This window comes from Nonomuraea sp. NPDC003214, from assembly GCF_053590035.1.
This window is the reverse complement of record NZ_JBSFSX010000008.1, coordinates 56,043-75,251: the sequence shown is the minus strand read 5'-3', so window position 1 is coordinate 75,251 and position 19,209 is coordinate 56,043. Positions and strand designations below refer to the sequence as shown.

20 protein-coding genes are annotated in these 19,209 nt (G+C 70.0%); 16 read left to right on the top strand and 4 right to left on the bottom strand.

Annotated elements, in window-relative coordinates; genetic code table 11:
- Positions 1–494 precede the first annotated feature (494 nt).
- Both ACWDXC_RS25195 and ACWDXC_RS25190 read right to left on the bottom strand, forming a co-directional pair.
- On the bottom strand, positions 495–725 hold the full coding sequence (locus ACWDXC_RS25195) for a DUF397 domain-containing protein (protein ID WP_449985971.1): 231 nt from the start codon (positions 723–725) through the stop codon (positions 495–497).
- Entirely contained in the window at positions 707–1,543 is an 837-nt protein-coding gene (locus tag ACWDXC_RS25190; RefSeq protein ID WP_449985968.1) for a helix-turn-helix domain-containing protein, read from the bottom strand. Before ACWDXC_RS25190 ends, ACWDXC_RS25195 begins: the two co-directional genes overlap by 19 nt.
- A 213-nt stretch (positions 1,544–1,756) precedes the next feature.
- On the opposite strand from ACWDXC_RS25190, the gene ACWDXC_RS25185 reads away from it, so the two are divergent.
- The 11 genes from ACWDXC_RS25185 (at position 1,757) to ACWDXC_RS25135 (ending at position 11,893) form a co-directional block, all read left to right on the top strand.
- A complete protein-coding gene (locus ACWDXC_RS25185) occupies positions 1,757–2,317 on the top strand; it encodes an ATP-binding protein (RefSeq protein WP_449985966.1) in 561 nt (186 codons plus the stop codon).
- The gene (locus tag ACWDXC_RS25180; RefSeq protein ID WP_449985963.1) at positions 2,314–2,667 is read left to right on the top strand and encodes a hypothetical protein; all 354 of its coding nucleotides are present in this window, start codon (positions 2,314–2,316) and stop codon (positions 2,665–2,667) included. Before ACWDXC_RS25185 ends, ACWDXC_RS25180 begins: the two co-directional genes overlap by 4 nt.
- Positions 2,664–2,966, top strand: coding sequence for a hypothetical protein (locus ACWDXC_RS25175; protein WP_449985960.1), 303 nt, complete (start codon positions 2,664–2,666; stop codon positions 2,964–2,966). The genes ACWDXC_RS25180 and ACWDXC_RS25175 overlap by 4 nt, the downstream gene beginning before the upstream one ends.
- Complete coding sequence (locus ACWDXC_RS25170; RefSeq protein WP_449985957.1) at positions 2,959–3,216, top strand: hypothetical protein; 258 nt, start codon at positions 2,959–2,961, stop codon at positions 3,214–3,216. The genes ACWDXC_RS25175 and ACWDXC_RS25170 overlap by 8 nt, the downstream gene beginning before the upstream one ends.
- A 769-nt stretch (positions 3,217–3,985) precedes the next feature.
- Complete coding sequence (locus ACWDXC_RS25165) at positions 3,986–5,590, top strand: replication initiator (RefSeq protein WP_449985954.1); 1,605 nt, start codon at positions 3,986–3,988, stop codon at positions 5,588–5,590.
- Between the two features lie 395 nt (positions 5,591–5,985).
- Positions 5,986–6,180, top strand: a complete 195-nt coding sequence (locus tag ACWDXC_RS25160; protein WP_449985952.1) for a helix-turn-helix transcriptional regulator — start codon at positions 5,986–5,988, stop codon at positions 6,178–6,180.
- A 1-nt stretch (position 6,181) separates the two neighbouring features.
- The gene (locus ACWDXC_RS25155) at positions 6,182–7,654 is read left to right on the top strand and encodes a site-specific integrase (RefSeq protein ID WP_449985949.1); all 1,473 of its coding nucleotides are present in this window, start codon (positions 6,182–6,184) and stop codon (positions 7,652–7,654) included.
- A gap of 128 nt (positions 7,655–7,782) precedes the next feature.
- Positions 7,783–8,844: a septum site-determining protein Ssd gene (ssd, locus tag ACWDXC_RS25150; protein ID WP_449985947.1), complete on the top strand. Its 1,062-nt coding sequence runs from the start codon at positions 7,783–7,785 to the stop codon at positions 8,842–8,844.
- A complete protein-coding gene (locus ACWDXC_RS25145; RefSeq protein WP_449985944.1) occupies positions 8,841–10,061 on the top strand; it encodes a TadA family conjugal transfer-associated ATPase in 1,221 nt (406 codons plus the stop codon). Before ssd ends, ACWDXC_RS25145 begins: the two co-directional genes overlap by 4 nt.
- A gap of 316 nt (positions 10,062–10,377) precedes the next feature.
- A complete protein-coding gene (locus ACWDXC_RS25140; RefSeq protein ID WP_449985941.1) occupies positions 10,378–11,088 on the top strand; it encodes a type II secretion system F family protein in 711 nt (236 codons plus the stop codon).
- A gap of 22 nt (positions 11,089–11,110) precedes the next feature.
- Positions 11,111–11,893, top strand: coding sequence for a type II secretion system F family protein (locus ACWDXC_RS25135; RefSeq protein WP_449985938.1), 783 nt, complete (start codon positions 11,111–11,113; stop codon positions 11,891–11,893).
- A 182-nt stretch (positions 11,894–12,075) separates the two neighbouring features.
- Here the strand turns inward: ACWDXC_RS25135 and ACWDXC_RS25130 are convergent, their stop codons facing one another.
- Entirely contained in the window at positions 12,076–12,690 is a 615-nt protein-coding gene (locus ACWDXC_RS25130) for a DUF1707 SHOCT-like domain-containing protein (RefSeq protein ID WP_449985936.1), read from the bottom strand.
- A 414-nt stretch (positions 12,691–13,104) separates the two neighbouring features.
- Here ACWDXC_RS25130 and ACWDXC_RS25125 point away from each other — a divergent pair, with 414 nt between their 5' ends.
- The 3 genes from ACWDXC_RS25125 to ACWDXC_RS25115 are packed head-to-tail and all read left to right on the top strand — an operon-like array spanning position 13,105 to position 14,000.
- Complete coding sequence (locus ACWDXC_RS25125; RefSeq protein ID WP_219499474.1) at positions 13,105–13,242, top strand: DUF4244 domain-containing protein; 138 nt, start codon at positions 13,105–13,107, stop codon at positions 13,240–13,242.
- Positions 13,239–13,610, top strand: coding sequence for a TadE family type IV pilus minor pilin (locus ACWDXC_RS25120; RefSeq protein WP_449985933.1), 372 nt, complete (start codon positions 13,239–13,241; stop codon positions 13,608–13,610). The genes ACWDXC_RS25125 and ACWDXC_RS25120 overlap by 4 nt, the downstream gene beginning before the upstream one ends.
- 36 nt (positions 13,611–13,646) lie before the next feature.
- The gene (locus ACWDXC_RS25115; RefSeq protein WP_219499429.1) at positions 13,647–14,000 is read left to right on the top strand and encodes an Rv3654c family TadE-like protein; all 354 of its coding nucleotides are present in this window, start codon (positions 13,647–13,649) and stop codon (positions 13,998–14,000) included.
- Positions 14,001–14,319: 319 nt separating this feature from the next.
- On the opposite strand, the gene ACWDXC_RS25110 is transcribed toward ACWDXC_RS25115, so the two are convergent.
- A complete protein-coding gene (locus ACWDXC_RS25110; protein ID WP_449985930.1) occupies positions 14,320–16,869 on the bottom strand; it encodes a DEAD/DEAH box helicase in 2,550 nt (849 codons plus the stop codon).
- A 408-nt stretch (positions 16,870–17,277) separates the two neighbouring features.
- Between ACWDXC_RS25110 and ACWDXC_RS25105 the strand changes: the two genes are divergently transcribed.
- Both ACWDXC_RS25105 and ACWDXC_RS25100 read left to right on the top strand, forming a co-directional pair.
- Positions 17,278–17,628, top strand: a complete 351-nt coding sequence (locus ACWDXC_RS25105; RefSeq protein WP_020542579.1) for an STAS domain-containing protein — start codon at positions 17,278–17,280, stop codon at positions 17,626–17,628.
- Positions 17,629–18,057, top strand: a complete 429-nt coding sequence (locus ACWDXC_RS25100) for an ATP-binding protein (protein ID WP_219509553.1) — start codon at positions 17,629–17,631, stop codon at positions 18,055–18,057.
- The last annotated feature ends 1,152 nt before the right edge of the window (positions 18,058–19,209 follow it).

The window sequence follows — 19,209 nt, the reverse complement described above, 5'->3', positions numbered from 1 at the left end:
TGGTGAGCTGGGGTTTCCCGACTCGGACGGGCCGCCTCCGTAGCCTTCCCGTCTGTCGTCGCCCACCTGTTTGTAAGCGTGTCCGGGGGCGGGGGTCAAGATGCAGCTCCCTATGGAAGAACGATCTTGACCCCCGCCCCCGGACACGCTCGGGTTGGTGCGGGTGACGACAGACGGGGAAGGCGGTCTCCAGCGCAACCCGTTCACGGCCCGCACTGGCATGATCATCGCCATCCCGGAGTCTGAGCCCCCGCCGGAGGCGGGGTCCTTCCTGCCCTTGTCTCTCCAGCGTCTACGACGAGCCCAGCGGGCCAACGGCACGCAGTGCGGCGTCCCGCCCGTGGGGGTTCCCAAAGTGCCCGTTGCCTTTGTCATGCACCCCCAAACATGCCGCGAGCGCCCTCCCATCGAAGTGGGTGGACGCTTGCAGTCAGGAGGGAGAAACGGTAATACCCCTGGCAGTGTTGACGCGCGTGGTGTGCTGCTGGAGTCAGTCAGGCCGTCCTGTCGAACTCGCCATCCTTGACTCCGCCGATAAAGGCACTCCACTCGCTCGGGGTGAAGGTCAGTACGGGACCGCTGCGGTCCTTGCTGTCGCGAACGGCGATCACTCCGGGGAGGTTGGTAGCGACCTCGACACAGTTCCCGCCGTTGTTGCCGCTGCGGGAACTCTTCTTCCACTCTGCCCCGGAAAGGTCAGTTGGGGTCAGGTCTCTGGCTTCCATCGCTCTGCTGCTTCCTCGATCCGCTCAAGCGACTCACCTGCGCGGTAAGCCTCTGTTCGTAGTTTGTCATACCGCTCCAAGATCAGTGCAACGACTTTATGGTCTGCGGAAACCTCGCCTTCGCCTGCTGAGTCCACTGACACCACCGTGGGGTCATCGGTCAGTTCTGCGATGACGAACGATGACGATAGGCCGTCGGTGCACGTGGTGTCGTAGGGAACGATCTGCACGGTGACTCGTCGGCGACGGGCAACGGCGGCGAGGTGCCGTAGCTGCTCGTGCATGGTCGCCTGGCCGCCGATGGGTCGGTTGAGTACCCACTCATCCATGAGTACGTGCAGTTCTGGGGGGTTGTCGCGGCTGAGGATCTGCTGGCGCTCTAGGCGGGCGGCGACCTGCTGGTCAACCTCGGCTTCCGGGGTCGAGAAGTGCCCCAGGAAGACAGCCCGGGCGTAAGCCGCTGTCTGGAGTAGGCCGGGAACGAGTAGCGGGTCCCACGTCCGGAGGGTCACCGCATTGGGCTCGATCTCCTCCAGCCATCGGAGGAACCATCCTGGGCCGTAGGGCGACTGGTGGATTCGGCGGCAGAGTCGAACGAAATACTCCGCGTCCGGGAGTGCGAAGAATCGGTCGCACGCTTCCGCGAAGTCGAGTTGAGGCGTGCGACTACCTTTTTCGATGTGGCCTACAAGCGACGGTGAGCAACCGAGGTGCCCGGCGAGTCGTCGCTGTGACAGTCCCGCGTCTTTCCGGCATCGCGCCAGTTCGCGGCCGTAGCGCTGGGGTAACGACATGTGCTGATCAAGGTCGGTGGCCATAGCTCCCTCCCGGGGGGATTGGGTGAGCTGGTGACTCGTGCTTACAGAATACCCACAGACGATTACTGCGACTGAGGCTTTCCGTCAAAAGACTGTCCTCCTCTCTCGGCTGCAAAACCTGCTGTTGAGCAGGCAATCTTGGGTCAACGAAGCAAGGGTAAGAGAAGCCCCGGGAGTCAATCCCGACATTTCGCCCACGTAACTGAGGGCGAAATGACAGACGAGATCTTGAATTGTCTGCGGTGGCCTATCCGGCGACGTGGCCGGGTGGGTGGCGGGACATCAGTGGAGGTAGCGGCAGTGCCAGCGACCACGAACAGAAGGAACGGGATCGAACCGCCTGCGGTTGTATCGGTGATCGCCGCCGCTCGGCTGTACCGGAGCGCGAAGGCTCCGCAGCGCGGGCGGCAACTCATTACCACGTGGCTGGGAGGTGACGACCACGTTCTCCCGGATGCGCTCCAGATCGTCAGTGAGCTGGTGGCAAACGGCGTGGTGCACCCGTCGCGGGGGAGCGGGCGCGAATGGCTGGTGGTGAGTGTCAGCCGTGGTGACGGGTTCGTCCTGCTTGAGGTGACGGACCCGGGCATTGCCGGTACCGACGACAGCTTCCCCGCGAAGATCGCAGCTCTGGGCGCGGAGTCAGCACTGTTGCGGGAGTCGGGGCGTGGGCTGGGGCTGGTGGCAGCGTTCTCGCAGTCGTGGGGCACCTACACGAACGAGTCAGGTCACCGCGTGGTGTGGGCCGCTCTGGCTGCTGGGGGGCGGTCGTGATGGGGCGTCCGGTGGTGGAGGAGATGAGCCCTGCGGGGCGGCTGGCGTGGGAGCTGGCCGGTCATCTGGCGCGGCGTGGGGTCGCGTCGCGGATCTCGGAGTGCGAGGGGATCGCGCTGGTGGGGATCGCGGCGGTGGGCCTGAACGTGTGGTGCGAGTGGAGCGGGCAGGGGTGGCGGTTTCGGTGGTCGCTGGATGCTCCCACGAAGCCGGGGTGGTGGCGCTACACCTCCTGCCCGGCTTCGTCGGTGGAGACGGCGGCGCGGCGGGTCTCGGACCTGTGCCGGGAGCGCCACCGGTCGATGTACCCGGACAGCGGCCGGGATCGGCAGGAAGGGAGGGCGTGGTGAGCAGGGCGGGCAAGAGCAGGCGGGAGGAGATCGCGGCGTGTCTGGCGAGCTTCCCGGACGGGGCGACGGTCGATGAGGTGGCGGCGGCCTTCCGCCACGTCAACACGCGGGAGCACTTCCGGCGGCAGTTGCGGTTGCTGGTCGCGGCGGGGGTGGCGGTCAAGGTCGTGACGACGCAGCGTAAGGCGTTCGCGGGCGACTATGCGCGGGGGCCGGTGCGGCGGGTGAAGTTCCGGCTTGCCGATCCGGCACAGGCGGGCGGTCAGGTAGAGGCGGGCACGGAGGACGGTCATGGATGACGGGCAGGTGCGGCGGCTTGCTGAACTGCGGGCCGCCTATCCCCAGTGGGAGATCACCACGGAGCTGGTGTGGGGTGCGGCTGCGTGGCGGCGTCGCTGGCTGGATATAGAGGGAGTAGGAAGCGGGCTGGTCAACGTGCTGTTGGCGTGGGATGTGGAGGCGTTGACCCTGTGGCTGGCCCGTCAGGCGGCTGTGGAGGCAGGCACCGCGCCGCCCAGAGGTGGCCATGAGGTGAGCTTCGGCGTGTAGTGACCGCCGTGTGAGTCGCCCCGGCCTAGCGTGCCTGCCGCCGCTGGGCCGGGTGCTGGCTGCCCCCGGCCAGAGGGGCGGGATCGATCCGGACCGACCCACCGTCCTCGGTCTGGCGGTCTCCCGCCTGGTGCGGCCTGCTGGGATGGGCGTGTCCCCCGTGACGCCTTGCCGGTGGGTTCTGGCCGGGGGCTTCGGGCGTGCCGGGGGCGGCGGGTCTGGTGCGGTTCGGGGGCCGGGGGCGTGGGGCGCGCCTGCGGGTGGCGAGGGCGAGCACGGCGCGTCAGCGCCGCGCGCAGTCCCGATGTCCGCCAGCCGGCGCGTCACGCTGCCCCCGGTCTCCTGGGCGGGTTCCTGGTGCGGGCCTGTCTCCCGGGGTGCTGCCACCCCTGCGCAAGATCGTTCCCGCGGGAGGGGCGCCCGGCGTGCCGGGCGTGCTTGATCTAGTAGGGAAACTCATCACACAGCGCGGGGCCAGGGGCGGGCCGGGGGTGACTGCCCGTCCCGGACCGTTGGCCGCTGGGCGTGGGCCGGGCAGTCTGGCGGGCTCCCCCCTCACAGCATGTGGCCCGCCGACGCCATTATCGACAGCGACGGATCAACTACGCAACGTCACTATCGCGGCCGGTCGCTCTCCCTATCACGGCATACGCGGCGATGCACGCGGTATGCCGCACCGGCATGCCTTTGAACTATTCGAATACGTGTTCGAGTACGGCTTGTCATGGTGGGTGTGAGGGGCATGCCCACGATGCGGGGAGGTGGCCGGATGTACGGCGGGCCGGTGCTGGCGCAGATGATCGAACGGGTTGCCGATGAGGACGGGTATCGGCGGTGGTCGGCGCAGGTGGAGCGGGCGGGGCATTGCGTTCGGCCGGTGCGGTTGTCGGGGGCGGCGATGACGGTCAACGCGGTCACGGGTGAGGTGGAGGGCGCGTTTTCGAGCCGGGATGAGCCGGGCGGGGTGCTGCTGGTGGCTTGTAAGGATCGGCGCGAGAGTGTGTGCCCGCCGTGCGCGGCGCGGTATCGCTCGGATGCCTGGCATGTGTTCGCCGCTGGCGTGGCCCGCGCTGTGCCTGCTGGCCCCCGCGATGACGGCGACGACCAGGAGGAAGGGCAGGAGGAAGGGCAGGAGGAAGGGCAGGAGGAAGGGCAGGAGGAAGGGCAGGAGGAAGGGCAGGAGGAAGGGCAGGAGGGGGACGGGGTCGGTGGCGGGGGCGGTGATGATCGGGCGGCGGGTAGTCCGCTGGTGCTGGCGACGTTCACCGCGCCGAGTTTCGGCCGGGTGCACGCGGCCCGTGATGGCGGGGTGTGCCGGGCGGACAGGGCGGCTCGTGCGGCCCGTGGTGGCAGGCGTGAGCGGGTGTGTGAGCATGGCAGGCCGCTGTCGTGCCCGGCCCGTCACGCGGCCGGTGATGGCGTGGTCGGGGCTCCGTTGTGTGAGGACTGCGCGGACCTGGCCGGGATGGTGTTGTGGAATGCGCATGTCGGGGAGTTGTGGCGGCGCACGGTGATCTATGTGTATCGGGCGCTGGCGGCGCTGGCTCCTGCGGTGGGCGGGCGGGTGCTGACGGTGCGGGCGGTGCGTGGGCTGCTGCGGGTGTCGTATGTGAAGGTGGCTGAGTTCCAGAAGCGGGGTGTGGTGCATTTGCATGTGCTGGCCCGCTTGGACGGGGTGAGTGCCGATGATCCTGAGGCGGTGGTGCCTGCTCCGGCGTGGGCGGGGGTGGAGCTGTTGACGGCGGCGCTGCGGCAGGCGGCCGGGCGGGTGAGTGTGCCGCTTCCGGTGGTGGATGGGCGCACGCTGGCGGTGGCGCGGTGGGGGGCGCAACTGGATGTGCGGCCGGTGCGGGCGAGCCGGGTGGACGGGGCGCGGGTGGCGGGCTATCTGGCCAAGTACGCGACTAAGACCGTGTCCGACAGCGTGAGTGGTCTTCCGGCGTCACGTCCTCGTGCTGACGACGGGGCGGAAGTGGGGCAGGGGGGATCGGTTCCGGCGCATGTGGCGGCGCTGACACAGACGGTGCGCCGGTTGGCGCGGCTGGCCACCTGCCGGACGCTGCGGCTGGGGCGGCACGTTCACACGCTCGGCTTTCGCGGGCATGTCACCTCCAAGAGCCGCCGCTACTCCACGACGTTCACGGCGTTGCGGCAGGCGCGGCGGGCGTGGCGGCTGGCCCAGGGCGGGCGTGATCGGGACCCGTGGGCGCGGCAGGCGGCGGCCGGTGATCAGGGCGCGGGGATGGTGCTGGTGGGTGAGTGGCGGATCGCGGGAATCGGCTATCGGACCCTGGGCGACCGGGTGTGGGCCGAAGTGCTGGGCCGCGAGCATCGTCAGGCCCGGCAGGCGCAACGGCTGGGGCTGACCACGTGAAGATCGCGGGCTGACCGCCGGCACTTTCGGCGAGGCTGCGACCTGGGAAAACGCGCCGAAGGCTCCATAAGAGGGGTTGGCTGTTGCGTGTGGGTTGAGCCCATGCCTCCTCGCCGGTGGGCAACCACGGCTGTGGGTGGGTGGGTGGGCCCGGCCCGAGCGCGCCGTGATGATCTTGGAGTCGGCAAGCGGGAAAGCGTTCCTATCAGATGGCAATGCGCATGACGTTGGAAATCGCGCTAAACAATTCCCGACATTAGAGTGAATGGGCGCGGTGAATTGACAGGAAAAGAATAGACGATTGCTGATCGGATAAACGCTCCTGCTGGGAGGGCGGGACAGGCTGGGTTGGCCCGTGGCTGGCCCGTAGGTGTACTGAGGAAAGGGTGAATTAGATGAGCCACGATGATTTCCTGACGCTGGCGGATGCCCGCCGTATCCTGCGGGTTCCTCGCTCGACGTTCTACCGGTGGCTGGCCACCGGGCGCGGCCCGGAAACATATCGAATCCCTAATGGAGAAAGACGGATAAAGCGCGACGACTGGATAAAATGGTTAGAGAGTCAAAAAACGGAAACAGGAGGCGGCTAGCATGTCGGCCATCGACATCCAATTCTGGAAGATTCGCAAGCGTGAGGGGCGGCGGAAGCCGTGGGAATTACGGTGGAGAATCAACACGGATACCTATTCTCTGTCCTTCCTCACCAAAGCGCTAGCCCAGACCTTTCAATCCGAACTCACCCAAGCGGCCAAGACGGTCGGTGAAGAGTGGGACCTGCGCACCGGGCAACCCCTGTCCTGGACCCGTCAGCAACGCACCTGGTTCGATCACTCCTGCGATGTGGCGGCGGCCGAATGGGACGGCGCGGCGGCCGGTAGCCGCAAACGGCTCTCCGAATCGCTGGCCGCGATCACCATGTGCATGCTGGACGACTCGATCAAAGCCCGGCGTACCCGCCCCTGCGACGCGACCTTACGCAAGGCGCTCAAGCAATGGGCCTACCGGCCCGGCCGGATCGCCTCCGAACCTGTGCCCGCCGACATCGCCGCCGCGCTGGGCTGGCTGGGCGAGCACACGCGGCCGGTGGCGGACCTGGCCGACGACGAGAACCTGCGCGCCCTGCTGGCCGCGATCAAGAAACTCCAGAACGGCAAGCAGGCGGCGGCCACCACCGCACGCACTCGCCGCGCGATCCTGTACAAGTGCCTGGACCGGGCCGTGACCTCCAAGCTGATCAGCATCAACCCGCTTCCCGCGATCAAGACCCGGCGGCGTCACCTCGATGACGCGGTCTCGCCCGTGACCGTGCCGACCCTGGAACAGGCGCGGCGGCTGCTGTGGGCGGTGCGGGAACTGCGCGGCTACGGCATGCACCGGGACCGGGGACCGCACCTGTTCGCGCTGTTCTGCCTGATGTTCTTCGCCGGGGTCCGGCCGTCGGAAGGGTTGGAGCTGAAGGCCGCACAGTGCAACCTGCCGATGGGCGGCGGCTGGGGCAGCATCACCCTGGAAGGGGCCTGTCCCGACGTCGGCGAACTGTGGACCGACGACGGCGAGCGCCACGACACGCGCGGGCTCAAGCACCGCAGTAGCAAGAGCGTCCGTGTCGTCCCGGTCCCCCCGGAACTGGTCACGATCCTGCGCCTGCACCTGCTGACCTTCCCCCCGGCCCCCGATGGGCGGCTGTTCTACGACGGCCCCGACCGGGGCAAGGTACGCGCTGAGGTATACCGGGCGGTCTGGCGGCGTGCCCGCAAAGCCGCTCTCAGCCCTGCTGAGCACGCCTCCACGATGGCCCGGCGGCCCTACGACCTACGCCACGCCAACGCCAGCATGCTGATTGCGGCGGGTGTGGACACGGCCGAGATCGCGCGGCGGCTGGGTCACTCGATCCGGACTCTGTTGACCACGTACGCGCATTGGATCAGGGGTGGGGAAGACGCGGCGAACGCCCGTATAGAAGCTGCCCTCTCCGCCGAAACGATCACCGGTGGTGTCCTGACCTGCGCAAACGGAAACGACGGGCCAGCCACGGGCCAACCGGCCGAACACGGGGCGGCGTAGCCGCAAAACCCCAGGTCAACCCCCTGATTGTGGGAAAGCCTCTGTTCTCCCCAGAACCGCGTTCGCCTCCGCGCGGCCACCCCCGCCGGGCGCAAGGTGGGTCCTCCCCGAACCGACAGGGAGGCCCGATGCCCCGCCCACTGGTCATCTCCGAAGACCGCGACCTGCTCGACGACCTGGTCCGCATAGCCGCCGCAGCCGGCGCCCAGCTCGACGTCGCCCACGTCCCGTCCCACGCCCGCCCGTTCTGGAGCCAGGCCCCGCTCGTGGTCATCGGCGCCGACCTCGCCGAAGCCGTGGCCGCGGCCTCACCCCCGGCCCGCGACCAGGTCCTCCTCGTCACCCGCGACCCGGACGACCCCGACACCTGGCGGCGCTGCGTAGCCGCCGGAGCCCAGGCCGTCGTCGCCCTCCCCGCCGACGAGCGCCACCTGGTCGACCGGTTCGCCGACGCGATGGAGCCCGAGCCTCGCGCCGGCGCCGTCGTGTCGCTGATCGGCGGCCGGGGCGGCGCGGGCACCAGCGTCCTGGCCGCCTGCCTGGCCCTGCGCGCCTCCCACGACCACCTGCGCACCCTGCTCGTCGATGCCGACCCGCTGGGCGGCGGCCTCGACGCCGTCCTCGGCCAGGAGGAGACCCCGGGAGCCCGCTGGGCCGACCTCGTCGCCCGGCAGGGCCGCATCAGCCCCCGCGCCCTGCGCGCCGCGCTGCCCGCCTTCGGGGACCTGGCCGTGCTCTCGTTCCACCGGGGCGAGATCCGCCCCATCCCGGCCGAAGCCATGCGCTCGGTCCTCGAAGCCGGCCGCCGCGGCTTCGACCTCGTGGTCGTCGACCTCCCGCGCCACCTCGACCCGTCCGCCGTGGAAGCCCTCGGCAGATCCGACCGCACCCTCCTGCTGACCCCCGCCGACGTACGCGGCGTCCTGGCCGCCGCCCAGGTGCTCGGCCAGACCCGCCGCCACACGGCCGACATCCGCGCCGTCATCCGCCCCGGCGTGGTCGACGACGCCACGGCCACCGCCTCCCTCGGCATCCCCTTGGCCGGCCGCCTGCCCGACCAGCCCCGCCTGACCACCACCCTCAACCGCGGCGAACTCCCCAAACTCGGCCCCCGCACCGCCCTGGGCACCCTCTGCACAGCCCTCCTCCACGACCTGCTCCCCACCCCCAGGAACGAGGACGCCGCATGACCCCCGAAAAGCCCCCCGCGCTGCCCCGCGATCTGCCCCGCGCGGTGACCAGCGACATACCCCGCGCCGTCTCTCCCGACCTCGTCGAGGCCGTACGGGTCCGCCTCGCCCGCGCCGGCGTGGAACCAACCGCCGCCCAGGTGGCCGTCGCCCTGCGCGCCGAGAAGTCCGTCTACGGCGACGCCGAAATCCTCGCCGTCGCCCGCGCCCTGTGCGCCGACCTCATCGGCGCAGGCCCACTGGAGCCCCTCCTGACCGAGCCCGACGTGACGGACGTCCTGGTCAACGGCCCCCGCGAGGTCTGGGTCGACGACGGCAAAGGCCTGCGCCTCACCCCGGTCACGTTCACCGACGACGGCGCCGTCCGCAGGCTCGCCCAGCGCCTCGCCGCCGCAGCAGGCCGACGCCTGGACGACGCCTCACCGTACGTCGACGCCCGCCTGACCGGCGGCGTACGCCTGCACGCCGTCCTCCCGCCGATCGCCTCCGGCGGCACCAGCATTTCCCTACGCCTGCCGCCCCGCCGCACCTTCACCCTCGACGACCTGGTGTCGGCCGGCACGATCACCCCCGAGGCCGTCCCCCTGTTCACCACCCTGGTGTCGACCAGACGCGCCTTCCTCGTCACGGGCGGCACCGGCACCGGCAAGACCACCCTCCTGTCCGCCCTCCTCTCCCTGGCCGACCCCGGCGAACGCCTCCTGCTCGTCGAGGACTCGGCCGAGCTCCGCCCCCTTCACCCGCACGTGCTGCGCCTCGAATCCAGACCGGCCAACCTCGAAGGCGCCGGCGGCGTCGGCCTGCGCGACCTCGTCCGCCAGGCCCTCCGCATGCGCCCCGACCGCTTGGTTGTAGGAGAGGTACGGGGTGCCGAAGTCGTCGACCTGCTGGCCGCCCTCAACACCGGCCACGAGGGCGGCTGCGGCACCCTCCATGCCAACAGAGCGGCCGACGTCCCACCCCGCCTCGAAGCGCTCGGCTGCGCAGCGGGCCTTACCAGAGAGGCCGTGCACAGCCAACTGGCGGCAGCCCTCGACGTCGTCATCCACCTCACCCGCGGCCGAGGCGACGGCAAACGCCGCGTCTCGGAAATCTGCCTGCTGTCCAGGTCCCCGAACGGCCTGGTCGAAGCCATCCCCGCAGTGACCTTCACCCCCGACGGCCGCCCCCACCCAGGCCCCGGCTACCCCGCCCTGACCACCCCACCACCCACATGACCCCCCACCCTCCAACCAGAACCAGAAACGGCCTCCCAACAGGCACCGGCCCCAGAACCGGCGCAGGGATGACCGGCATACCGCCCTCCAAGGCAACCCCCGCAAGCAGCGCGCCCATGATCGAAACGCCCACCGTCCCCTCCCCGTCTACCGCCGGTGCGCCCACGTCCGAGGACGGCACCCCTGGCTGCAACACCGCGCCGCTCATCGCCGCAAGCGAACCAGTCGCCGCAAGCGCACCCATGGCCGCCAGGGCATCCGTCCCCGCCTATGAACCCGCCCATGAACCCGCCAAAGCCCCGCTCGGGAGACCACAATGACGGCCACTCTGGTGGCGGCGTCCCTGATAGCCACGGCCGTCTGGCTGTGGACCGGCCCCGACGTCGCCACCCTCCGCCTGACCAGGCTCACCTCCCCACAAACGGACCCCGGGCGACCACCGCTCAGCCAACTCCTGCGCCGCACCAGCCAAACCCGCCGCGCCGACGCCTGGCGGCGCGCCTCCATAGAGCTCTGCCATGCCCTCTCCGCCGAACTGTCGGCCGGCCGTACCCCCGGTGAGGCCCTGACCCGAGCCATCACCGCAGTCGACCTCCCCGACCCCGAGCCCTTCCGCCCGGTCCTCGCCGCCGCGAGAGACGGCGGCGACGTATCGGCGGCCCTGTTGTCAGCAGCCCCCGCCCAGGGCGGCGAGGGCCTGCGCCGCCTGGCCGCCTGCTGGGACGTCAGCATCACCGTGGGCGCCGGCCTGACCGCCCTCGTCGAACGCGTCGCCGCCACCCTGCGCACCGCTCAAACCCACCGCCAGGACGTAGCGGCCCAACTCGCCGGCCCCCGCGCCACGGCCAGAATGCTGGCCGTCCTCCCCGCCCTGGGCCTCCTCATGGGCGTGGCCCTGGGCATGCATCCCCTCGATTTCCTGCTCGGCGGCATCCCCGGCCTCCTTTGCCTGGCAGCCGGCATCGCCCTGGACGCCTGCGGCCTGTGGTGGACCCACCGCATGGCCACCCGAGCAGCCGACTCCTGAGCCCGACACAGTGAGGACGTAGATGCTGGAGCTCCTCGCCGCCTGCTGCGCCGCCTCAGCCGCCTGGCTGTGGACCGCACCAATGACCACCACCCAACGCCTGGCCGCCCTCCTCCCCAAACCCGCCAACCCCTACCAAGCCCACCCACCCCCGGACGAGTCCCCAACCCCTTCCTGGCTGACCCCCACCCTCCCCAAACGCCCCCTCACCGGCCGCACCCTCACCTCCGCAGCCTGCCTGGGACTCCTCACAGCCCTGCTCGTCGGCGGCATCCCAGGCATCCTGACGGCAGCGCTCGTCACCCCGGTGGCCGCCGCCGTACTCCACCGAAAGGAACCCCCAGAACTCCAACGAGACCGCCACCGCATAGCCATCGACCTGCCGTTCGCGGCCGACCTCATGGCGTCGTGCCTGCTCGCGGGTCAGCCGGTCAGCGCCGCCACGGAGATCGCCGCCACCGCGATAGGCGGCCCACTGGGAGACCGCCTGACCTGGGTGAGCGTTCAACTGCGCCTCGGCGCCGACCCCGAACCCACCTGGGCCTTCCTCGCCCGCGACCCGGCCACTGCGCAACTCTCCAGGGCGATGAGCCGAGCCGCCCAGAGCGGCGCCCCGGTGGCCGACGTACTGACCCGCCTCGCCGACGACGCCCGCGAATCATCCCGAGCGGCCTCGGTGGCCGCGGCCCGCAGGGTCGGCGTCAAGGCAGTGGCGCCCCTGGGCCTCTGCTTCCTACCGGCCTTCGTCCTGCTGGGCATCATCCCCGTGGTGGCCGGCCTCGCGACCAGCATCGTCCTCCCCTGACCACCCAGCCCACGACAGCAACCGGCATCCCCACAGTCCGTCGCTCTTGCGCCACCCGGCGATGGGGCGGTCCGAAGCCGTGGCAGCGGGCATGAGCCAGGCGTGCAATGGGCAGCCCCGCCACGGTCGGCGTACATTTCCGACCTGTTGGCCGGAGGTTCCCGACCCCGGGATGGGTGGAATCACTTCTCCAGCGCCTTGGCGGCCTTTCTCAACCGCTTCAACGACGCCGCTTCCATCTCGGCCGGAACGCGCCAGATGTCCGTACCACCCATGAGGGCGTAGACGCGCACCCGTACGAGCGGCGCACCCGTGCGCGGCGGCTGGCGGCTGCCCCGCTGGTCGTGCCCGCCCATCAGCGAGAACCCGGTGACCTCCAGGTCGATGCTGTCGGGCACGTAGATGTCGAAGCCTCCCATGACGGCGATGGCGGTCAACGTGACCTCCCCGCCTTCGATCTCCGCGCCGCGCAGGTCGATGTCGCCGCTGCCCATCAGGGACAGTGCCGTGACGCGGCGCCCCGCTCGCCATCGGCCCACCTTGGCGAAGCTGCCCATCACGGATACGAGCCACCGCGTCGCCTTCCTGCGCGCCAGCGGCTGGTCGGTGCCGGTCGGCAGATCGCGGGTGAGCGTCTGGAGTTCGCCCATGGTCCTGGCGGAGTGGGCGTGCTCGATGCGTTCTTCCAGCTCCGCCAGCGTCAAACGACCCTGCGCGGCCTGCTCGCTCAACAGGTCGATAACCGAATCACGCTCGGCATCAGAAGCCCTGACCGAAAGGTGCGAGTCATCTGACATCGGGCGCTTCCTTCCGTCGCCAAGGCCGGGCCCCCTATTGAGCTTAACTTCCCGCGTATCTCCACGCCCTGGCCAACGAACTACGGACCGCCCAAATCGCCCTAACCGTCCCGCTGGAGCTCTCTGTCGGTCCCGTTACACGCCGGACGCGCGATATCCACAGCCCGGGACAGCCGAACCTCCCGCAATCCCCAGAACGCCATTCGGCCCGCAATCGCAGACCCCTCCTGAGCGACGCTTGCACCCGGCAACGCCGGTCCCACCTCACTCCGGCACCGAGCACCTGGAGGCAAAATGCGCGTCCCCACTCCCGACGAGACCTCAGAGACCGCCCCTATCACCACTGACCACAGCAACTCCGGATGGTGGGCGAGCCGCTGGTCCCGCTGCACCGGCCCTCTGCGAGACCGAGGCATGTCCACAGCCGAGTACGCCGTCGGCACGATCGCCGCCTGCGCGTTCGCCGCTCTGCTGTTCAAGGTGGTCAGCAGTCCCGAAGTGCAAGAAATGCTCTCCAAGCTCATAGACCAGGCGCTCAACACCAACGGATGACCAGGTCCGCCTCCAACCGTGGGAGCCGGTCGGCATCGCGCGGCTCGGTCACCGCCGAGACCGCCGCGATGCTGCCGGCCCTCATGATCGTCCTGGCCGCCGCGCTGTGGGCCATCCACGCGGTCACCGTCCACCTGGAGTGCGTCGACGCCGCCCGTACGGCAGCCAGGGCCGCCGCCCGAGGCGAGCCACTCGACCAGGTACGCGCCCTCGTCCACTCAGCCGTCCGCCCCTCAGCCCTCGTAGACATAACGCGCAACGCAGACCAGACCTCCGTGAAGATCTCGGTGGAAGTACGCCCCCCGTGGGGCCCCGCCCTCCCGGCGGTCCCCGTAACGGCATCAGCCACAGCCGCCACAGAACCCTGACCCTCGCCCCATCGTCCAGCAGAGAGGAAGGACGACATGCCCGCCCAACGCGCCGACCGAGGCTCGGCCACGCTCTGGGGCGTGGCCCTCATGGCCCTCCTGATGGCCGTGGCCACCGCCTTCGCCATAGTGGGCGCCGCGCGCGTCGCCCGCCACCGCGTCAACGCCGCCGCCGACCTGAGCGCCCTGGCGGCAGCCAAACTCGCCCTGATCGACCCCGAATCCGCCTGCACCCACGCAGAGACGGTGGCCTCCCAGAACGGCGTCCACCTGGCGAACTGCACGATCACCGGCCAGGTGGCGGACGTCTGGACCTCACTCCAGATCACGCTCCCCGCCCTCGGCCCCCGCACCCTAACCGGCAGAGCCAGAGCAGGCCCCGCCCCATGAATCCGTCGCCTATGTGCCCCCGCGTCCTTACAGCCTTATCCGGCGCTGCCAGAACCTGTGTGTTTCGGCCTAGCGATTTTGATATTTCTGCGCCCCAAAACCCCTCGAATTTATAGAAGATCGCAAAGTCGTCAGGTTCAGATGTTGTTATATCCAGCGCTTCATGCAACCTATTCACTGCTCCCCAGCACGGCCCGCTGGAGCGTGACCGAGCGGGCTCTTGGTAACTCATAGTCACACGATGACGGGAGGCCGCGGAGCTTATCGTTCAAGGGACGATTAAGCCGCTACGCGCCTCGCCCGCAATACGTGCTCCGAGTCAGGAACTGAGGAGGGTGCCGAGGAGGCGGAGGGCGCCGCGTTTGTCCAAGGGGTCGTTGCCGTTGCCGCACTTGGGGGATTGGATGCACGACGGGCAGCCGCGTTCGCATTCGCAGGAGGCGATGGCTTCACGGGTGGCGGTGAGCCAATCGGTGGCGCGGGCGAAACCGCGTTCGGCGAAACCGGCGCCGCCCTCGTGGCCGTCGTACACGAACACCGTGAGCAGGCCGGTGTCGGCGTGCAGTTCGGTGGAGACGCCGCCGATGTCCCAGCGGTCGCAGGTGGCGAAGAGGGGGAGGAGGCCGATGGCGGCGTGTTCGGCGGCGTGGGCGGCGCCCCCCAGGTCGAAGCCGTCCTGGGCCAGGGTGGTCACCACGGAGGCGGGAAGCGTCCACCAGACCGCGCGGGTGCGCAGGGTGCGCGGCGGCAGGTCGAGGGGCTCGTCGCCGAGCATCTCGCCGGATTGGAGGCGGCGCTTGAGATAGGAGACGACCTGCCGGGTCACCTCCACGTCGCCGAAGTGAAGGGTGCCGGGCCCGAGCGGCTGGGAGCGCAGCGTGGCGAGGATGGAGATGTCCGTAATGTCGCGGGCGAACGTGGAGTAGTCAGATTCGGAGCGCGAGACCAGCGCCACGCCGGCTTCCAGGTCGAGGAGCTCCACCAGGTACGTCTCGCCCTGGTGGAGATAGATGGCGCCGGTGTGGACGGTGGTGTGCGAGGACGGCTCGTCCACGCTGCCCAGCAGGCGACCGGTCGACGACTCCACCACGTGGATCGGCGCACCGCCGCCGCCCCGGATGTCGGCCAGGTCGGTGGCGCGCTCGCGCTTGGTCCAGAACCATCCGGCGGGCCGCCGGCGCAGCAGCCCGTCGGAGACCAGGGTGTCGAGGACGTCCGCCGTGGTGTCGCCGAACAGCGGCAGGTCGTCGTCCGTGAGCGGGATCTCGGCGGCGGCCGCGCACAGGTGAGGGCCGAGGACGTACGGGTTGCCGGGGTCCAGCACGATCGCCTCGACGGGCTGGCCGAACAGGGCTTGGGGGTGGTGGACGAGGTAGGTGTCGAGGGGGTCGTCGCGCGCGATGAGCACGGCGAGCGCGTCCCTGCCGTCGCGCCCGGCCCGGCCCGCCTGCTGCCACAGGGAAGCGCGGGTCCCCGGCCACCCGGCGATCAGCACGGCGTCCAGGCCGGACACGTCCACGCCCAGCTCCAGGGCGTTCGTGGTGGCCAGGCCCATGAGGGTCCCGGAGCGCAGGGCCTTCTCCAGGAGCCGGCGGTCCTCGGCCAGATAGCCCGCCCGGTACGCGGCGACCTTCTCGGGAAGAGCGGCCCAGTCAGTGGTCTCGGGAAGCGCCCAGGACAACGTGTCCGAAGGCGCCGCCACCCGGTCCGGATCCGGGTCCGGGGATCCGTCCTGGTGCCCGTCCCGGCCCTGGTTTCCGTCCTGGTCCCGGGCCTGATCCGTGCGCTGGTCCCGGTATCCGTCCGGAGCTTGGTCCGCGTGCTGGCCCTCGTGGGCGTCGGCGCCGGGCCCTGGCCGCTCGTCGGACCCGGCGTTGAACTCACGGCTGGTGTCGTGGCCCTGATCGGGGTCGGGGTCGGGAGTAGAGGTGGCGCTATGGCCGGGGGTTGCGCTGAAGCCAGGGGAGGGGGCGTGGCCCCGGTCGGGGGTGGGAGCGGGGGTGGCGTCGAGGGCGGGGGTGGGGTCGAGGTTGGGGGCAGGGTCGTTGGTGGGGGTGGGCTCAGGTCCGGCGTGGGCGGCGGTGTTAGGGGTGCCGGAGCTGGTGGCGAGGTGGGGGTGGGTGGCGGAGAGGGAGAAGGCTACGTCGGCGAGTTTGGCGCGGGCCGTGAGGGCGACCGTTTCGGCGCCGCGTCGCGAACGGACGAAGGCGAGGGTGCGGACGTCGGCGAGGACCAGGTCCGCCAGCAGGTCCGCGGCCTCGGCCGTGGCGGTGCGGCGGACGGGGGCGCCGCCCTCGCCGCGCAGCTCCGTCAGCGGCGGCTCCCACAGCGCGATGGTGGTCGCGCCCTTGGGCGAGCCGTCCTCGGTCACCTCGGCCATGTCGAGCCCCGTGAGCCGCTTGGCGAACGTTCCCGGCTCGCTGGCCGTGGCCGAGGCGAGCAGGAACGCCGGGCGGCTGCCGTAGCGGGCCGCGATGCGGCGCAGGCGGCGCAGGATCTGCGCGACGTGGGAGCCGAACACGCCCCTGTAGCCGTGGCACTCGTCGACGACCACGAGCCGCAGCCGCCGGAAGAACGACGACCACTGCGCATGCCGGGGCAGGATGCTCCGGTGCAGCATGTCGGGATTGGTCAGGACGTAGTTGGCGTGCTTGCGCACCCACGTACGTTCCTCGAACGGCGTGTCGCCGTCGAAGCAGGCCGCGCGCACCTGGGTGATGTGCAGGTCGCGGAGACTGCGGAGCTGGTCGGCGGCCAGCGCCTTGGTCGGCGTGAGATAGAGGACGGTGCCGCCGTCGAGACATGAGGCGACCGCCGGGGTGAGATACGCGAGCGACTTCCCGGACGCCGTTCCTGTGGAGATGATCACGTTTAGGCCACGGTGAGCCAGGTCGGCCGCTTCGTACTGATGTGACCAGAGCCCCGCCACGCCTCGGTTCGCCAAGCGCGTAACCAGGACTTCCGGCGCCCATTTCGGCCATCCCACTTGACCCGCTTGACGTGCTGGAACATGCTCCACATGGGTGACACGCTCATGACGTGCGGGAACTCCGAGCAGGTGTTGGAGGAGTGGACCCGTTCGGTGTGGGGAGGAAGCGGAGGAAGTCACTGTTTCCAGTCTGCGTCCGTGGGCAAAGTCGCCGGGAATCGTGATTTCGTATAGACACAAGCCAGACGCGTGGTTGAATGCCGCGCGTCAGGGTCCGACAGTCGGGAGCCCCGCTCCAGACTGCCAGGCCCGCAAGAGTACTTTCGCAGGCGAGGCGCTGGAGGATCTGTGGATCTGAAGTTGGATCACCACAACGAGGACCGACTCACCATCGTCGAGGTCGAGGGTGAGATCGATGTCTACACGGCGCCGAGATTGCGTGAGCTTCTCATCGACCTGGTGAACAAGGGCAACTTCCACCTTCTCGTCAACATGGAGAAGGTCGACTTCCTCGACTCGACCGGTCTTGGCGTCCTGGTCGGCGGGCTCAAGCGGGTCCGCGCCCACGACGGCTCCCTTGAGCTGGTGTGCACCCAGGAGCGCATCCTCAAGATCTTCCGGATCACCGGTCTGACCAAGGTCTTCGGGATCTACGCTTCGGTCGACGAGGCCAAGGAAGCTCACGGCAAAGACAAGTAGATGGCCACTGTCGAGCTGACGTTCAGCGCTCTTCCCGCGCATGTGCGGACCGCCCGGCTGGTCGCGACCGCGATAGCCCGGCGCACCGGCGTGGAGGAGTCCTTGCTGGACGAAGTCAGGCTCGCCGTGGGTGAGGCGTGTTCCCGGGCGGTCGAGGCGCATCGCGTCCACTGCCCGGGCGAGCCCATCCGCATCGAGCTCCGAGACGATTCCGGGCGTTTCGAGGTCACGGTCAGCGACCAGGCGCCCAGCGACGAGATCAAACAGGAACAACCCCTCGATCTGGGCATGCTCTCCGACTCGTTCATGTCCGGCTTCGGCATCGCGGTCATCGCGGGCCTGGCGGACGACGTCGAGGTCTTCCCCAGCCCCAAGGGCATGCGCATCCGCATGAGCTGGCCCGCCGTGGCCAACGGCCGAACCGGCTGACCCATCCCCTCCCGCGCACCCCCAACGCGAGGGAGGGGCAGGGCGTTCATCGATTCCAGCCTGGCCCCCATGTCTGCCTGGATCGCATCGCCGTGCTTGTCGGCCTCCCGTGGCACTTGAGGCCGTGCCTCGGCCCTCTTCCGTGTGGGGGATGGGCGGGGTGCTCTCCCACGTCATCTGCCCTCCGTCCGGCCTGAGCGGCGTACGGTCCCGCCCATGATGTACGGCGCGATGTATTGATGTACGGGGCGATGGAGCCAGGCATGCGGTGCGTGGGCGTCCGATGCCCCGGCCATCCTGCCCCGATGCCCTCGGCCCCCGGCTCCGGCCTCCGGCTCCGGCCTCCGGCCTCCGGCCCCGGCCTTCGGCCCCGGCCTTCGGCCCCGGCCTTCGGCCCCGGCCTTCGGCCCCCCGGCCCGCCGTAAGCGTGGGGCTGTGTGCAGGAGCGTCGCTACGGGTGCCATGCGGTCGGGGCCGCCGCGAACCGCAGGGGAGAGGCGAAGGCGGGGTCCGTGCCGATCCGGCGAAGGCGGTCAACGGGGACGGGCGCCGGACGCTGCCGCAGGGCGCGACAGCCGCAGAGGGAGTGCACGGGCGGTTGTGGCTAGCCCGCCGCCCGCGGACTGGGCAGCCGGTGGGGTGGCCACGCGAGGTGGCTGGCGGGGTCGGCCTGCGAGACGGCCGGGGGTGGCCATGCGAGGTGGCAGCGGGGTCGGCCTACGAGACGGCCGGTGGGGTGGCCACGCGAGGTGGCTGGTGGGGTCGGTGTGCGAAGTGGCCGGCGGGGTCATCAGCCGAGGGCTTGGGCGATCGGTGGGCGTGCTGGGGGGATGGTGCGGAGCCGTTGGGCCGATGTGGGAGGGTTTGGGGGCCCAGGGCCGCTGGGTGAAAGCTCGGTGCCTGGTCTTCGCCGACTCGACGGGGCGCCGGGGCGCTGTAGGGCCGTCAGAAGCGTCCGTGCGGCCAGTTGAGGGCAGTTGAGGGCAGTTGCGCGGTCCGGGGGCGGTGCGTGCACGTACGAGCTTCTGGGGGCCTTCGGGTGAACCTGGGGCTGCCACCGCCAGTGCACCCGCCTCTGACCGGTGGCCGATCAGCGGCGCGGGGCTGCGACGTGGCTCGGGCCCGGCAATGGGGAAGATCGGCGAAACGGCC

Bases quoted from the DNA above. Each gene is read 5' to 3' on its own strand.
- ACWDXC_RS25195 (WP_449985971.1), bottom strand. From the start codon at position 725: ATGGAAGCCAGAGACCTGACCCCAACTGACCTTTCCGGGGCAGAGTGG.
- ACWDXC_RS25190 (WP_449985968.1), bottom strand. From the start codon at position 1,543: ATGGCCACCGACCTTGATCAGCACATGTCGTTACCCCAGCGCTACGGC.
- ACWDXC_RS25185 (WP_449985966.1), top strand. From the start codon at position 1,757: ATGACAGACGAGATCTTGAATTGTCTGCGGTGGCCTATCCGGCGACGT.
- ACWDXC_RS25170 (WP_449985957.1), top strand. From the start codon at position 2,959: ATGGATGACGGGCAGGTGCGGCGGCTTGCTGAACTGCGGGCCGCCTAT.
- ACWDXC_RS25165 (WP_449985954.1), top strand. From the start codon at position 3,986: ATGTACGGCGGGCCGGTGCTGGCGCAGATGATCGAACGGGTTGCCGAT.
- ACWDXC_RS25160 (WP_449985952.1), top strand. From the start codon at position 5,986: ATGAGCCACGATGATTTCCTGACGCTGGCGGATGCCCGCCGTATCCTG.
- ACWDXC_RS25155 (WP_449985949.1), top strand. From the start codon at position 6,182: ATGTCGGCCATCGACATCCAATTCTGGAAGATTCGCAAGCGTGAGGGG.
- ssd (WP_449985947.1), top strand. From the start codon at position 7,783: ATGCCCCGCCCACTGGTCATCTCCGAAGACCGCGACCTGCTCGACGAC.
- ACWDXC_RS25145 (WP_449985944.1), top strand. From the start codon at position 8,841: ATGACCCCCGAAAAGCCCCCCGCGCTGCCCCGCGATCTGCCCCGCGCG.
- ACWDXC_RS25140 (WP_449985941.1), top strand. From the start codon at position 10,378: ATGACGGCCACTCTGGTGGCGGCGTCCCTGATAGCCACGGCCGTCTGG.
- ACWDXC_RS25135 (WP_449985938.1), top strand. From the start codon at position 11,111: ATGCTGGAGCTCCTCGCCGCCTGCTGCGCCGCCTCAGCCGCCTGGCTG.
- ACWDXC_RS25130 (WP_449985936.1), bottom strand. From the start codon at position 12,690: ATGTCAGATGACTCGCACCTTTCGGTCAGGGCTTCTGATGCCGAGCGT.
- ACWDXC_RS25125 (WP_219499474.1), top strand. From the start codon at position 13,105: ATGTCCACAGCCGAGTACGCCGTCGGCACGATCGCCGCCTGCGCGTTC.
- ACWDXC_RS25120 (WP_449985933.1), top strand. From the start codon at position 13,239: ATGACCAGGTCCGCCTCCAACCGTGGGAGCCGGTCGGCATCGCGCGGC.
- ACWDXC_RS25115 (WP_219499429.1), top strand. From the start codon at position 13,647: ATGCCCGCCCAACGCGCCGACCGAGGCTCGGCCACGCTCTGGGGCGTG.
- ACWDXC_RS25100 (WP_219509553.1), top strand. From the start codon at position 17,629: ATGGCCACTGTCGAGCTGACGTTCAGCGCTCTTCCCGCGCATGTGCGG.